Raw genomic sequence first — 14,153 nt, 5'->3', positions numbered from 1 at the left:
GATCATGCACGCCTATCGCAGCCACACATGCGGCGATCTGAAAGCCGCCAATGCCGGTGAAACCGTCCGCCTGTCGGGGTGGGTCCACCGCGTTCGCGACCACGGGGGCGTGCTGTTCGTCGACCTGCGCGACCATTACGGAATGACCCAGGTCCTGGCCGACAGCGACAGCCCGGCCTTTGCCGCGATGGAAAAGCTGCGCGCCGAAACCGTGATCCGCATCGATGGCCGCGTGAAGATGCGCGACGCCGCGCTTGTCAACCCCAAGCTGCCCACAGGCGAAATCGAGGTCTATGCGACCGAGCTAGAGGTGCTGGGCGCGTCCGACGAACTGCCCCTGCCGGTCTTCGGCGATCAGGATTACCCTGAAGAAACGCGCCTGGCCTATCGCTTTCTGGACCTTCGCCGCGACAGCCTGCACAACAACATCATGCTGCGGTCCAAGGTCATCCGTTCGATCCGCAACCGCATGTGGGACCAGAACTTCACCGAATTCCAGACCCCGATCATCACCGCGTCGTCGCCTGAAGGCGCGCGCGACTTCCTGGTGCCGTCGCGCCTGCATCCGGGCAAGTTCTATGCCCTGCCGCAGGCGCCGCAGCAGTTCAAGCAGCTGATCATGGTCGCGGGCTTTGACAAGTATTTCCAGATCGCGCCCTGCTTCCGCGACGAGGACCCGCGCGCCGACCGCAGCCCGACCGACTTCTATCAGCTGGACATGGAGATGTCCTTCGTCCGTCAGGAAGATGTCTTCGCCACCGTCCAGCCGGTCATCCAGGGCCTGTTCGAGGAATTCGGCGGCGGCCGTCGCGTGGATGCCGAATGGCCGCTGATCCCCTATGCGGAAAGCCTGCTGAAATACGGCAGCGACAAGCCGGATCTGCGCAACCCCATCGAGATGCAGATCGTCAGCGAGCATTTCCGCGGGTCGGGCTTTGGCATCTTTGCCAAGCTTCTGGAACAGGACGGCACCCAGGTTCGCGCCATTCCCGCGCCCACCGGCGGCAGCCGCAAGTTCGCCGACCGCATGAACGCATTCGCCCAACAGCAGGGTCTGCCCGGCATGGGATATATCATCTGGCGTTCAACTGTTCCGTCCCTTGAGGAACTCGGTTATCAAGAGTTCCATCCCAATGGCCCGGTTGCTGAACAGCATTCGTTTGCCGAAGCTCAACGCCGTCGGAACGAGTGGCACGAAAATCATCCGGATGCATGGGAAGCTGCCGGGCCCATCGCTAAGGCTCTTGGACCCGAGCGCACCGAAGAAATTCGGAAACAACTCAATCTAGGGGTAGGCGACGCGGCCTTCTTCCTTGGCGGCAAGCCCGAAAGCTTCGAAGGTGTCGCAGGCCGTGCCCGCACCGAGATTGGCCGCGAATTGGGCCTGATCGACGAAAGCCAGTTCAAGTTCGCCTGGATCGTCGATTTCCCGATGTACGAGAAGACCGACGACGGCAAGATTGACTTCAGCCACAACCCCTTCTCCATGCCCCAGGGCGGGATGGAGGCGCTGAACGGCGACCCGCTGGAGGTTCTGGGATACCAGTACGACCTGGCCTGCAACGGCTATGAGTTGATCAGCGGCGCGATCCGGAACCACAAACCGGAAATCATGTTCAAGGCCTTTGAACTGGCTGGCTATCCCGCCAGCGAAGTCGAAAAGCGCTTCGGTGGCATGGTCAAGGCGTTCCGCTATGGCGCGCCTCCGCACGGGGGCTGTGCTGCCGGCATCGACCGCATCGTGATGCTGCTGGCCGACGAACAGAACATCCGCGAGGTCATCATGTTCCCGATGAACCAGCGCGCCGAGGACCTGATGATGGGCGCCCCGTCCGAGCCCACGAACGAGCAGATGCGCGACCTGCGCCTGCGCGCCTTGCCGAAAGAGTGATCTGACAGGCGGGCCCCTGCATGGCAGGATGCTGCAAAGCAGCACACTGTCCGGAGCCCGCCTTCATGTCTCTGCCCTACGAACAGCTTGCCGCCATCCGGCTTGGTTACGGATTGTCGCCGCGCAGGCCATTGCCGTCGGACCCTGCCCAGGTGGCCCGACTGGTGGCGCAGGCCGGCCCGGAACCGGACGGGATCACCCTCGACAAGGTTCGCGAATGGCAAAGCGAGGGCCAGCAGCTGGCGCAGGTGGCCCGCAACGGTACCAAGGAGCAGAACAAGGCCAGCCGCATGCACAAGCAGCGGCTGCGCGGCCTGTTTCAGGCGGCGGTCCTGCACCGCTTTGCCCGCGCGGTGGATGATCCGACGGGGTTCGGGGAACGGCTGGTCTGGTTCTGGGCCGATCACTTCACGGTGGCGGGCGGCAGCATCTATTTCAACCTGATGTCGGACGCCATCGTCCAGGACGCCATCCGCCCGCACCTGACGGGCAAGTTCGCCGACATGATGTTCGCCGCCGAAACCCACCCGGCGATGCTGCGCTATCTGGACCAGACGCGATCGGTCGGACCGAATTCGGTGCTGGCGAAAAGCCGCCCCAAGCAGAGCCTGGGCCTGAACGAAAACCTGGCCCGAGAGATGATCGAACTGCACAGCATGGGCGTCGGCGCGGATTACACGCAGCAGGATGTCGAAGAACTGGCGCGGTTGCTGACCGGCCTGACCTATAACCCGCGCCAGCCCACCGTCTTTCGCCCCCGCCGAGCCGAACCGGGCGCCGAAACCGTGCTGGGCGAAACCTATGGAGGCAAGGGCAAGGCCTCGCTTGGCGATATCCGTGCCGTTATCGGCAGTCTGGCCACGCAGGAGGCCACGGCCCGTCACATCGCGCGCAAGATGGCCGTGCATTTCGTGGCCGACGACCCGCCGCAGGGCCTGGTCGATCGCCTGGCCGGCGTCTTTTCCGATACGGGGGGCGATCTGGGCGCGATGAACCTGGCGCTGGCCCAAGCGCCCGAACTGGAACAGACGCTGCGCGCCAAGATGCGCCAGCCATTTGAATTCCTGGTCGCCTCGATGCGCGGTCTGGGGATGACGGGCCAGCAGGTCGATGCGCTGCGGCCTGCCGCGTTGCGCCGGCACCTGCTGAACCCGATGGCCATCATGGGGCAGCCCTGGGCCGCGCCCGACGGACCCGATGGTTGGCCTGAAAAGGCCAGCGATTGGGCCAGCCCGCAGGGCATCGCCATGCGGATCAACTGGGCCATGACCAGCCCGTCCGAATTGCTGGGCCAACTGCCCGATGCGCGCGACCTGCTGCGCGACGCCCTTGGCGACACGGCCTCGGAGGCGGTCGCATGGGCGGTCCCGCGCGCCGAAAGCAACCCCGAGGGCGTGGCGCTGGTCCTTGCCTCGGCCGACTTCAACAGAAGGTGACGCGATGCTGACCCGACGCCTGTTCCTGAAATCCACCGCGCTCATCGGCTGTTCGGCGGCGGCCAGCCCGCTGATGTCAACCGCGTCCTTTGCCAGCGCCCCGGGCGAAAACCGTCTGGTCGTGATCATCCTGCGCGGCGCCATGGACGGGATCGACGCCTTCCAGCCCTATGGCGACAAGAACCTGCGCGCGCTGCGCCAGACGTTGTCACTGGGACCCGATCACGGCGCAACCGATCTGGACGGTTTCTTTGCGCTGCATCCTGGCCTGTCCGACCTGCTGCCCTTGTGGCAGTCGGGCCAGATGGCCTTTGCGCCCGCCGTATCGACGCCCTATCGCGACAAGCGCAGTCATTTCGACGGCCAGAACATGCTGGAGGCCGGCACCGGCACCGACATGGACCTGGCCGATCAACAGGATGGCTGGTTGAACCGCCTGCTGCAGGTGATGCCGGGGCAAACGTCGGAAACCGCCTATTCCGTCGGGGTCGAAAAGATGCTGATCCTGCAGGGGCAGGCGCAGGCCAAAAGCTGGACCCCGGAAGCGACGATGACCCTGGGGCCGCAGGCCGAACGGTTGTTGATGAAGATCTATCACGACGACCCGCTGTTCCGCGACGCCAGCGCGCAGGCGCTGGAAATCGTCGCGGGCCTTGGCAAGGCACCCGCCCCGGATGCGAAAGAGGAGGAGCATGTGGCCCTTGCCCGCTTTGCGGCCGATCGGCTGAACAACGAAACGCGCATCGCCAGCTTTTCGCTGGCGGGCTGGGACACGCATTCGGGCCAGTCGGGGTCGCTGAACCGCAGCCTTGGCCGGTTGGCGCAGGCGATCCTGACGCTGAAGTCCGATCTGGGCGACAACTGGGGCAGGACGACCGTCATGGCCATGACCGAATTCGGGCGTACGGCGCGCGAAAACGGCTCGGCCGGGACGGATCACGGCACCGGCGGCGCGATGCTGGTGACGGGGGGTGCGGTGCGTGGCGGCAAGGTGCTGGGCGATTGGCCGGGACTGGCCGAGGGCGACCTCTATGACGGGCGCGATCTGATGCCGCAGCGCGACATCCGAGCCTATGCGGCCTGGGCGATGCATGCAAAGTTCGGGATCGAGAAATCGGTTCTGGAAAGCACGGTCTTTCCCGATCTGCAGATGGGCGGCGATCCCAGGATGCTGGCCTAGACCTGCGCGACCTGCGCCAGCCGGTCCTGCACCAAGCAGCTGAGATGGGTCAGATCGATGGCCAGGTTTTCGCGGTCGCCGCGCGCAAGTGCCGCCGCGGCATCGCCCAGTGCGGGGTCGCGGGACGCCCGCGCCACACCTGCCAGAAAGCCGATGATGTATTCGATGGCATCGGTATCGCTGGCATCCGACAGCACCTGTGCCGCGTGCAGCAGGTCGTCGCGCAGCCCGGCCTGATCGGGTTGGATCATGTCGTCGGGCAGGGCGCGCAGAAGGCTGCCGCGCGCTTCGGGCGGCAGGGCGCCTAGGATGGTCTGCTGAAAGACCGCAAGGCTTTCCACCGGCTTGGGAAGAAATCCGTCGGCACCGGCATTCAGGGCGCGGTCCGCCAGGTCGGGATCGCCCGACATGCCTAGGATGACCGGAACCCGCGGGATGGCCTGGTGCAGGTCCTGGATCAGTGTCGCGCCATCGCCATCGGGCAGGCCCAGATCGACGATGATCACGGCGGGCCTGTAGGCGGCCAGATGGCGGCGTGCCGAGCGCAGGCAATCCGCGCGGCGAATCCGCGCACCGGATCTGAGGCACAACAGGCGCACGGCCTCGCTTGCAAAGCGCGAATCCTCGATCACCAGCACCGTCAGCCCGGTCAGGGGGCGACCGGGCAGCGATAAACGCCACTGCGGCAAGGGTTTGTCATGGGTCGTCGCGAAATCTGTCGGCATGTCTGATTCCCGTTCCATCTTCCCTGGTGTCAGTTAGCGCGGCAAATCTGAACAGCCGGTTAACGACGATGCTTTTCCTTTCACCGGGCCGCGAAAACCCATAGATATGACGTCAAAGCGGAGGCATCGATGATCGGACGACTGAACCACGTGGCCATTGCCGTTCCCGACCTGGACGCGGCGGCGGCGCAGTATCGCGATACGCTTGGCGCCCAAGTGGGACCGCCCCAAGACGAACCCGATCACGGCGTGACGGTCGTCTTTATCGAACTGCCCAACACCAAGATCGAGCTGCTTTACCCGCTTGGCGATGACAGCCCGATCCAGGGGTTTCTGGAGAAGAACCCCTCGGGCGGAATCCATCACATGTGCTTCGAGGTGGATGACATCCTGGCCGCCCGCGACAAGATGAAGGCCGAAGGCGCGCGGGTCCTGGGCAATGGCGAACCCAAGATCGGCGCGCATGGCAAGCCGGTGCTGTTTCTGCATCCCAAGGATTTCAACGGCTGCCTGATCGAACTGGAGGAAATCTGATGAACCTGACCGGCGGAATCGTTCTCTTTGCCTCGCTCTGGTTTCTGACTCTGTTCGTCGTGCTGCCCTTTGGCCAGCGCAGTCAGGCCGATGCCGGGAATGTCGTGGCGGGCACTCATGCGGGCGCCCCGTCGGACATGGGGCAATGGCGGCGCAAGCTGTTGATCACGACGCTGGTGACGGCGGCGATCTGGGGCGTGATCGCCTTTGTCATCCTGGGCGATTACATCACCCGCGACGATATTTCCCAGCTGGATCACCTGATCCGCTGACCATCTGGAACAGGTGGGTAAACGCGGCGGCGGCCAGCAATGGCAGCATGATGTTGACCAGCGGCACCGCCAGCCCCAGTGCCACCAGAACGCCCGTCGCGGTGATACGGCCAGAATTGGCGCGGCGCAGGTCGTTGGCCTGCACCGCGTCCATGTGACGTCGCGCGGCCATCTGGAAGAATTCGCGCCCCAGCAGCCACCCGTTCGCCCCGAAGAACAGCACCGGCGCCAAGGGCCCCAGGAATGGCGTCAGCAGCAGGCTGACCAGGCTGACGCCCAGAACCGCCGCCACCACCGCCAGCGATTCCAGCAGCCCGTCAAGGAAATCGATCGATGTGCCGCGGCGTTGGGGATAGTGGATCTCCTCCACCGCATCGGCGACATGTTCGGCAAAAAGCCCTGAAAAACCAGCGGCAACCGGGGCCATCAGGAAGAAGCCCATCACCGGGAACAGCGCCAGCGACCCCCATGAGACCAGCTGCGACAGTTCGATATGGCCCAGCCAAGGCAGGGTGAAACCGCCCGGCAGCCACAGCCGGATCGCCCAGAAGATGACCGCCTGCAGGGCCACGAACAGCCCGATGGTCAGCGCCACCCCCAGCAGCACCAGCCGCAGGATGCGCGGGCGCAAGAGGTCGGCCCAGCCCCGCGTCAGGGCGACGACCGGCTTCATGGCAGGAACCGGGTCTTGGCGGCGATGTCGGGGCGCGGGCGTTCGGGGGGCGTGGGGCCGGGGGTGCCGATATGGATCAACCCGGCGACGCGTTCATGCGGCGCGACGCCCAGATGGGCCTGGGCGAAATCCCGGTTCAGCGCCGCGAACCCCGTCAGCCAGGCCGCACCCCAGCCTGACGCCAGGGCCGCGTTGACCAGCCCCAGGCAGACCGCCCCCGAGGACAGCTCCTGTTCCCATTCCGGCACCTTGGGGCTGTCGACCGGCGAATGGATCACCGCGACGATCACCGGCGATGCGAATGCGGATGCCGCCTTGTCCGCTGCCGCCTGGTCCTGACCGTCGGCCAGCACCGCTGCATGCAGCTTGGGCGCCAGCGCGTCCAGCGTCTGCCGGCCCAGGACGACAAAGCGCCAAGGTTCCAGCTTGCCGTGGTCGGGGACGCGGGCGGCAAGGGTCAGCAATTCGGTCAGCTGATGGCGATCGGGGCCGGGACCGGTCATCAGCTTGGGCGGGTGGGACCGGCGGGTGGCCAGAAACTGCAAGATGGGTGAGGTCATGACATTCTCCTGTTGCGGGGGATGTTGCGGATCGGGGCGCGATGCGCAAGCAGGCTTGCGCAGGCGCAGCGCCGCGTGATCCATGACGGCATGGCCGATCTGACCCATATGGCGCTGCCCGGAGCGATCTTTACCCTGCGCGTGACGCCCGGCGCGCGGCGCAATGACATCACGCTTCACGATGGCGTGCTGCGCGTCCACGTGACGGCGGCGCCTGCGGATGGCAAGGCGAACAAGGCGGTGCTGAAGCTGTTGGCCAAGGCGCTTGGGGTCGCGCCGTCGCGGTTGACGCTGATCCGCGGGCAAACCGGTCGCGACAAGCTGGTGCGGCTGGATCAGCCGGCGTCGGGTTCCAGCCGGTAATTGCCCTCGGGCAGGTTCAGCGCCAGGCGCAATTCGGTCAGCTGATGCATGGTCAGGCAGATGCGGACGACCTCTTCGCCATCCTCGCTCATCTGTTCCAGCACCACGCGATCGTCGAAATTGAGGATGACGACATCCTCGTTCAGGGGGCGGGTGTTCGGCTCGGCCTCGTCGATCAGGGTGATCACGGTTGCGTCGAAGTCGTGTTCGATGGTGAACATCCGGATTCTCCTTGGGGGAAGGCCCGACAATCGCGTGAACTTCGCGGTGCGACAAGCGGGCGGGGTTTACGCGGCCACGGGGCAGGGTAAACTGCAAAGCAACGCGGCGGCAAGGTCGGCGGAACATACTTCGTGAACTGGGCATCGGGAACTGGGCAGCACATATGATCACGTTATTCACATTTCCCAAGGCCGCCCCGATGGCGGTGGCCTTGCTGACATTGGCCGGCTGCGCGGTGCCAGTGGATGCCCCGCCGGTCGCCCCGCAGGCACCCGCCCCGTCGCCGGTCAGGCCGCTGCCGGTGGCCTCGGCGCCCTATGACGCGACGCCGGGCAATGCCGCGCGCACCTTCGTGCAAGTCATGCGCCGGATGGAGCCTGCCGTCGAACGCGAATGCGTCACCCGGCGCACCCGCCCGATCAATTGCGATTTCGCCTTCGTCGTCGATGACCGTCCGGGGTTGGAACCCAACGCCTTCCAGACGGTCGACAATACCGGTCGCCCCATCGTGGGTTTCACCCTGTCGCTGATCGCCCAGACCCGCAGCGCCGATGAAATCGCCTTCGTTGCGGGTCACGAGGCCGCCCATCACATCCTGAACCACCTTGACCGCAAGACGGGCGCCGCGACGGCAGCGTCGGTGGTCCTGGGCAGCATCGCCTCGGCCTATGGCGGCGACGGCAGCGCAGTGGCGCGCGCGCAGGAAATCGGCGCCTCGGTCGGGTCGCGCTACTACTCCCGCGATTGGGAGCTGGAGGCCGATTATCTCGGCTCGATCATCACGCTGAACGCCAATTACGACCCGATCAACGGATCGCGCCTGTTCGAACGTATCCCCGACCCCGGCAACCATGTACTGGGCACCCACCCGTCGCGGGCGCAGCGGCTTGCGCAGGTGCGCCGCGCCGTGGCCGATGTCCAATCCGGCCGGATCCAATAGGCGATGGCGCGGCGGGGCCATGTCGGGCGGCTGCAATGGCGGCTGCGAGAGCTGCTGCAGCGGCTGTGGGTCAGGGTCACGGCCTTTGCGGTACTGGGTCTGGTTTCGGCGATCCTGGGCTATCTGCTGAAGGATACCATTCCCTCCGGACTTGCGGGCAAGATTGGGGCGGATGCGATCGGTCCGATCCTGTCGATCATTGCCTCCAGCATGCTGACAGTCACGACCTTTTCGTTGTCGATCCTGACGGCTGCCTATGCCACCGCCAGCTCCAGCACGACGCCCCGGTCGGTGCAGCTGCTGGTCAAGGATTCCGTCAGCCAGACGGTGCTGGCCACCTTCATCGGGGCCTTTGTCTTCAGCCTGGTCGGGCTGATCATGCTCAAGACCGAACTTTATGGCGATGGAGGACGGGTCGCGCTGTTCTTTGCCACGCTGCTGATCGTGCTGATCGTCGTGGTGTCGCTGTTGCGCTGGATCAACAGGCTGGGGGAACTGGGGTTGATCGGCGACATGATGACCCGCGTCGAGGAGACGACCACATCGGCGCTGTCGACGCGCCTGGAATCGCCTTGGATGGGGGCCAATCCCCTGCGCGGATCGCCGCCGCCCGATTGCATGGTGGTTCCCGCGCCCGTCGTGGGGCATGTCCAGAACTGCGACATGGCGACCCTGTCGGACTTGGCCGAAAAGCACGAACTGATCATCTATGTGACGGCCACCCCCGGTGACTTGGTCCACCTGCGCAGCGCCTTGATACACGTCCGGAACCTGCCTGCGGATCAGGACCAGGCCGAGGCGATCCGGGCCGAACTGGCGGCCTGCATCACCGTGCGCCCCACGCGCAGCTTCGAACAGGACCCGCGTTTCGGCTTTACGGTGCTGTCGGAAACCGCACAGCGCGCCCTGTCGCCGGCGGTGAACGATCCGGGGACGGCGGTGGCGGTCATCACGCGCATTCTGCGCATTCTGTCGATCTGGCAGACCGTTCAACAGCCTGATGTCGATTATCCGCGGCTTTACGCGGCCGAACTGAGCGCCGAGGAGATGCTGCGCGAAAGCCTGCTGCCCTTGGCCCGCGACGGCTCGTCGAATTTCCAGGTTCAGCATGCCGTGCAGGACTGCCTGATCGCGCTGACGAATCTGGCCCCTCAGGTTTTTGGGCCGGCGGCAGTTCACCTGTCGGACGACTGTCTGGAATATGCCATGGATGGACTGGTGCTGCAGGCACAACGCGATCAGGTTCGCCGCCGCGCCGAGCAATTATCCGAGGCGGCAGCGGCGGTTGTGCCAAATCGGTAATCATGCAACCGCCAAATGAAAAAAAGTTCCGTGTGGTTGTAAAAACTCTGGCTTATCGGCGGTTTTATGCTTTAGTTCGGTCAGGCTTGTACAAATAGACAGGTTTTGTTCATACCACATCGCGCGTTTAGGGCGATTTTGAAGAAGGGGCGCCCATGATCGGCGTTATCGTCTGGAGCAATAATTCGCGCGAAAAAGCGATTATCTGGTGCGAGGATCAGGCCACATTGGCCTATCTGCAAGGTCGCGAGAACCTGTTGAACACCGACAAATGGCCCGAACCGGGCGATCTGGTCGAACTGGAAACGCAGACGGTGGGCAATCTTCGCCACGCGCTGAACGTTTCGATGATCTCTGAACAGGCATGCCCGCAGCTGCCGCAGATGCTGTCCGAGGCGTCGCCGCCGGCGCGTCAGCCGCAATTGCGCGTGGTCGATGGCGGTGCCTCGGAAGAGGGTTTCAAGGCGCCCAGCCCGACGGCCTGCAATCTGCCGGTCTTTCGCGAAACCACGATGCATCAAAGGCCGCGCAGCAGCGCGGCCAGCTGATCAACGCGTTGCGCGGGCCGGTGGAACCGGCCCGCAGCCATCTAAATCATACGCCGCGCGACAATGCGGCCAGCCCCGTGCGGGCAAGGTCGATCAGGCCAAGCGGGCGCATCAGTTCGGCAAAGGCGTCCAGCTTGGACACCGGCCCCACCAGTTCGAAGACAAAGCTCTCCAGCGTCGAATCGACCACGTTCGCGCGGAAGATCTCGGCAATGCGCAGGGCCTCGACCCGCTTTTCGCCCTGGCCCTTGACCTTGAACAAGCCCAGTTCGCGTTCCACGACGGGGCCTTCGACCGTCAGGTCGTGAACCTCATGGACGACAACGATCCGGCCCAGCTGGGCCTTGATCTGTTCAATGACCGCCGGGGTGCCGCGCGTCACCACGGTGATGCGCGAGCGGTGGCCCAGATGGTCGACCTCGGCCACTGTCAGGCTGTCGATGTTGTAGCCGCGCCCCGAAAACAGGCCGATGACACGGGCCAGGACGCCCGGCTCGTTTTCGACCATGATCGCCAAAGTGTGGCTTTCCTCGACCTGGCTGTGGGGGTCCTTCAGGTCATAGGCCGAATGGCTGGACATGCCCTTCTGGATGTTCAATGCGTTCATGGCTGAACCCTTCCTTTTGCAGCGTGGATGGTGGCGGGGCGGGTCACACCAGCACCGCACCTTCCGATTCGATCACGCCCAGGGTTTCCGCCTCGCCCAGCAGCATTTCGTTATGGGGCTTGCCCGACGGGATCATCGGGAAGCAGTTCTCGTGTTTCTCGACCAGCACGTCCAGGATGAAGGGGCCGTCGTAATCCAGCATTTGCTGGATGGCGGCGTCCAGATCCTTGGGGTCGCGGACCTGCGCCCCCTTACAACCGAAGGCATCGGCCAGCTTGACGAAATCGGGCAGGCTGTCGGACCAAGACTGGCTGTAGCGTTCGCCATGCAGCAGCTGCTGCCACTGGCGGACCATGCCAAGGCGTTCATTGTTCAGGATGAACTGCTTGACCGGCAGGCGGAACTGCACGGCAGTGCCCATTTCCTGCATGTTCATCAGCCAGCTGGCATCGCCCGCCACGTTGATGACCAGCGCTTCGGGGTGGGCGGCCTGAACGCCGACCGATGCCGGCAGGCCATAGCCCATCGTCCCAAGACCGCCCGAGGTCATCCAGCGGTTCGGTTCCTCGAACCCCAGATATTGCGCGGCCCACATCTGGTGCTGGCCGACCTCGGTCGTGATGTAACGGTCGCGCCCCTTGGTTAGCGCCTCGAGCCGTTGCAGCGCGTGTTGCGGCTTGATGATCGTGTCGCTGCCGCGATAGGCGAGGCAGTTCTTGGCCCGCCATTCGTCGATCTGGCCCCACCAAGACTTGAGCGCCGGACCGTTCAGCTTGCGGCCGCGCGACTTCCAGACCTTCAGCAGGTCTTCCAGCACATGGCCGACATCGCCGACGATCGGCAGTTCGACCTGCACGACCTTGTTGATGCTGGAGGGGTCGATGTCGATATGCGCCTTGACCGAACCGGGGCTGAAATCCGCGATGCGACCGGTGATGCGATCGTCGAAGCGGGCGCCGATGTTGATCATCAGGTCGCAGCCATGCATCGCCAGATTCGCCTCGTAGAGGCCGTGCATCCCCAGCATGCCCAGCCAGTTCTTGCCCGATGCCGGATAGGCGCCCAGCCCCATCAGGGTCGAGGTGACCGGAAAGCCCGTCGCCTCGGCCAGTTCGCGCAGCAGCTGGCTGGCGCCCGGACCCGAATTGATGACCCCGCCGCCGGTATAGAGGATCGGGCGTTCGGCCTGTTCGATCATCTCGACTAAGCGGGTGATCGCCTCGATATTGCCCTTCTTGACAGGCTGATAGGGGCCGTTATCGACCTGCTTGGGTCCGACATAGAGATCGCTGGCGAACTGGACATCCTTGGGGATGTCTACCAGCACCGGTCCCGGCCGTCCCGATGTCGCAACGTGAAAGGCCTTGTGGATGGTTTGGGCCAGCTTGCCCGTGTCCTTGACCAGCCAGTTATGCTTGGTGCAGGGGCGGGTGATGCCGACGGTGTCGGCCTCTTGGAAGCCGTCGGTGCCGATCATGAAGGTCGGGACCTGACCCGACAGAACGATCAGCGGGATCGAATCCAGCAGCGCATCGGTCAGCCCCGTGACCGCATTCGTCGCACCGGGACCCGAGGTGACCAGCACGACGCCGGGCTTGCCGGTCGCGCGGGCATAGCCTTCGGCCATGTGGACGGCACCCTGTTCGTGGCGCACCAGGATATGGGTGATGTCGTTCTGCTGGAAGATCTCGTCATAGATGGGTAGGACGGCCCCGCCCGGATAGCCGAATACGGTATCGACGCCCTGATCGCGCAGCGCCTCGACCACCATTCTCGCACCCGTCATCATTCGGGACATCGTTCTGCTCCATCAAAAAATGCGTTGCGCAAAGGGCCGGACGGGCCCCCGCGTCGGCGCAAACTAGGATCAGGGCAGGGCGGGGTCAATGGGGTCCTGCGGATAAAATGACGCAGCCATGCCGATTTTTGAAACTTTGTTTCGCGGATTGTCAGGCGCTATCGGTCGAATTGCGGCAGGGCGATGCGCGCGACCTGTTCGACGATCGGATCGACCGACAGGGGATGGGCCTCGTTCGAATGGTCGCCCGGATCGCCGATATCCTGCCACACCCCACCCTTGTAGATTTCCAGCGCGTTGAAGCGGGCCTTGTATTCCATCTTGCGGCTGCCGGGCACCCAATAGCCCAGATAGACATAGGGCAGCCCTGCCGCGCGGGCGATCTCTATATGGTCCAGGATTACGTGGGTGCCCAGGCTGGCCGGGCGGAAGACGGGGTCGTAGAAGCTGTAGACCAGGCTGAGGCCGTCATCCAGCACGTCGGTCAAGCAGACGGCGGTCAGGTGTTCGTCGCCGCTCTTCATGGTGCCGGGATCGTCCGAGCCGCCGCGATATTCGATGACGCGGGTCTTGATTGGGGTCTCCTCGATCATGGCGGCGAATTCGAAGATGTCCATGTCGGCCATGCCGCCATCGGCGTGGCGACGGTCCAGATAGCGGCGGAACAGGTCGAACTGTTCCTCGGTCGCCCAGGCACTGGTGGCCAGCCGCTGCAGCACGGCATTGCGTTTCTGGATGCGGCGCTGCGTGCGGCTGGGGACAAAATCGGCCACCCGGATCCGCGCCGACATGCAGGCCACGCAGCTTTCGCAGCTGGGGCGATACAGCACGTTCTGCGACCGGCGAAAGCCCTGGCGGGACAGGGCGTTGTTCAGTTCGGGGGCGTTGTCACCCTGCAGTGCCGTGAACAATTTGCGTTCGGCCCGCCCGTGCAGATAGGGGCAAGGCTGAGGCGCCGTCACATAGAACTGTGGCGCATGGGGCAGGGTATGGCGCATCAGGCGCATCCCTTGCGGCAACTGATCGGGTCAGGGCTGGTCATGCGGAAGTTGCACTATCCGGTGTGGCGATGGTGTCAGGGTCGCGCGAAGCCTAGCAACGT

16 protein-coding genes are annotated in these 14,153 nt (G+C 64.4%); 9 read left to right on the top strand and 7 right to left on the bottom strand.

The window, feature by feature from the left end; translation table 11 throughout:
* Positions 1 to 4 precede the first annotated feature (4 nt).
* From aspS to DKT70_RS02360, 3 genes are all read left to right on the top strand, one after another.
* The gene (gene aspS, locus DKT70_RS02370; protein ID WP_111557624.1) at positions 5 to 1,891 is read left to right on the top strand and encodes an aspartate--tRNA ligase; all 1,887 of its coding nucleotides are present in this window, start codon (positions 5 to 7) and stop codon (positions 1,889 to 1,891) included.
* 65 nt (positions 1,892 to 1,956) lie between these two features.
* On the top strand, positions 1,957 to 3,327 hold the full coding sequence (locus DKT70_RS02365) for a DUF1800 domain-containing protein (protein WP_111557623.1): 1,371 nt from the start codon (positions 1,957 to 1,959) through the stop codon (positions 3,325 to 3,327).
* Between the two features lie 4 nt (positions 3,328 to 3,331).
* Positions 3,332 to 4,507, top strand: a complete 1,176-nt coding sequence (locus DKT70_RS02360; protein WP_111557622.1) for a DUF1501 domain-containing protein — start codon at positions 3,332 to 3,334, stop codon at positions 4,505 to 4,507.
* On the opposite strand, the gene DKT70_RS02355 is transcribed toward DKT70_RS02360, so the two are convergent.
* Positions 4,504 to 5,232 (bottom strand): response regulator, encoded by a 729-nt coding sequence (locus DKT70_RS02355; RefSeq protein WP_111557898.1) that lies wholly within the window; start codon positions 5,230 to 5,232, stop codon positions 4,504 to 4,506. The genes DKT70_RS02360 and DKT70_RS02355 overlap by 4 nt on opposite strands.
* A 129-nt stretch (positions 5,233 to 5,361) precedes the next feature.
* On the opposite strand from DKT70_RS02355, the gene mce reads away from it, so the two are divergent.
* Positions 5,362 to 5,766, top strand: a complete 405-nt coding sequence (gene mce / locus DKT70_RS02350; RefSeq protein WP_111557621.1) for a methylmalonyl-CoA epimerase — start codon at positions 5,362 to 5,364, stop codon at positions 5,764 to 5,766.
* Entirely contained in the window at positions 5,766 to 6,038 is a 273-nt protein-coding gene (locus DKT70_RS02345) for a DUF1467 family protein (RefSeq protein WP_111557620.1), read from the top strand. The genes mce and DKT70_RS02345 overlap by 1 nt, the downstream gene beginning before the upstream one ends.
* On the opposite strand, the gene DKT70_RS02340 is transcribed toward DKT70_RS02345, so the two are convergent.
* Together DKT70_RS02340 and DKT70_RS02335 are read right to left on the bottom strand one after the other, a co-directional pair.
* Positions 5,995 to 6,711, bottom strand: a complete 717-nt coding sequence (locus DKT70_RS02340) for an EI24 domain-containing protein (RefSeq protein WP_111557619.1) — start codon at positions 6,709 to 6,711, stop codon at positions 5,995 to 5,997. The two genes, DKT70_RS02345 and DKT70_RS02340, sit on opposite strands and share 44 nt — an antisense overlap.
* Complete coding sequence (locus tag DKT70_RS02335) at positions 6,708 to 7,271, bottom strand: nitroreductase family protein (RefSeq protein ID WP_111557897.1); 564 nt, start codon at positions 7,269 to 7,271, stop codon at positions 6,708 to 6,710. Before DKT70_RS02335 ends, DKT70_RS02340 begins: the two co-directional genes overlap by 4 nt.
* A gap of 90 nt (positions 7,272 to 7,361) precedes the next feature.
* Between DKT70_RS02335 and DKT70_RS02330 the strand changes: the two genes are divergently transcribed.
* A complete protein-coding gene (locus DKT70_RS02330) occupies positions 7,362 to 7,634 on the top strand; it encodes a DUF167 domain-containing protein (protein WP_111557618.1) in 273 nt (90 codons plus the stop codon).
* Here the strand turns inward: DKT70_RS02330 and DKT70_RS02325 are convergent.
* Complete coding sequence (locus tag DKT70_RS02325) at positions 7,607 to 7,855, bottom strand: hypothetical protein (RefSeq protein WP_072295277.1); 249 nt, start codon at positions 7,853 to 7,855, stop codon at positions 7,607 to 7,609. The two genes, DKT70_RS02330 and DKT70_RS02325, sit on opposite strands and share 28 nt — an antisense overlap.
* 200 nt (positions 7,856 to 8,055) lie before the next feature.
* On the opposite strand from DKT70_RS02325, the gene DKT70_RS02320 reads away from it, so the two are divergent.
* The 3 genes from DKT70_RS02320 to DKT70_RS02310 all read left to right on the top strand — a co-directional run bounded on the left by DKT70_RS02320 (position 8,056) and on the right by DKT70_RS02310 (position 10,646).
* Complete coding sequence (locus DKT70_RS02320; RefSeq protein ID WP_111557617.1) at positions 8,056 to 8,796, top strand: M48 family metalloprotease; 741 nt, start codon at positions 8,056 to 8,058, stop codon at positions 8,794 to 8,796.
* 3 nt (positions 8,797 to 8,799) lie between these two features.
* Entirely contained in the window at positions 8,800 to 10,098 is a 1,299-nt protein-coding gene (locus DKT70_RS02315; RefSeq protein WP_111557616.1) for a DUF2254 domain-containing protein, read from the top strand.
* Between the two features lie 155 nt (positions 10,099 to 10,253).
* Positions 10,254 to 10,646: a hypothetical protein gene (locus DKT70_RS02310; RefSeq protein WP_199559510.1), complete on the top strand. Its 393-nt coding sequence runs from the start codon at positions 10,254 to 10,256 to the stop codon at positions 10,644 to 10,646.
* Positions 10,647 to 10,692: 46 nt separating this feature from the next.
* Here DKT70_RS02310 and ilvN read toward each other — a convergent pair whose 3' ends face one another.
* The 3 genes from ilvN to DKT70_RS02295 all read right to left on the bottom strand — a co-directional run bounded on the left by ilvN (position 10,693) and on the right by DKT70_RS02295 (position 14,049).
* Positions 10,693 to 11,253 (bottom strand): acetolactate synthase small subunit, encoded by a 561-nt coding sequence (ilvN, locus tag DKT70_RS02305; protein WP_072295273.1) that lies wholly within the window; start codon positions 11,251 to 11,253, stop codon positions 10,693 to 10,695.
* A gap of 43 nt (positions 11,254 to 11,296) precedes the next feature.
* Positions 11,297 to 13,051 carry an acetolactate synthase 3 large subunit gene (locus DKT70_RS02300; protein ID WP_111557615.1) on the bottom strand — a complete coding sequence of 585 codons (1,755 nt, stop codon included), beginning with the start codon at positions 13,049 to 13,051 and terminating at the stop codon, positions 11,297 to 11,299.
* A gap of 158 nt (positions 13,052 to 13,209) precedes the next feature.
* The gene (locus DKT70_RS02295; RefSeq protein WP_111557896.1) at positions 13,210 to 14,049 is read right to left on the bottom strand and encodes an arginyltransferase; all 840 of its coding nucleotides are present in this window, start codon (positions 14,047 to 14,049) and stop codon (positions 13,210 to 13,212) included.
* Positions 14,050 to 14,153: the final 104 nt, after the last annotated feature.

Source organism: Paracoccus sediminilitoris (genome assembly GCF_003259195.1).
Taxonomy (GTDB): Bacteria; Pseudomonadota; Alphaproteobacteria; order Rhodobacterales; family Rhodobacteraceae; genus Paracoccus; species Paracoccus sediminilitoris.
Note: the sequence above shows the minus strand (reverse complement) of the source record. Positions and strands in the feature narration are given on the sequence as shown.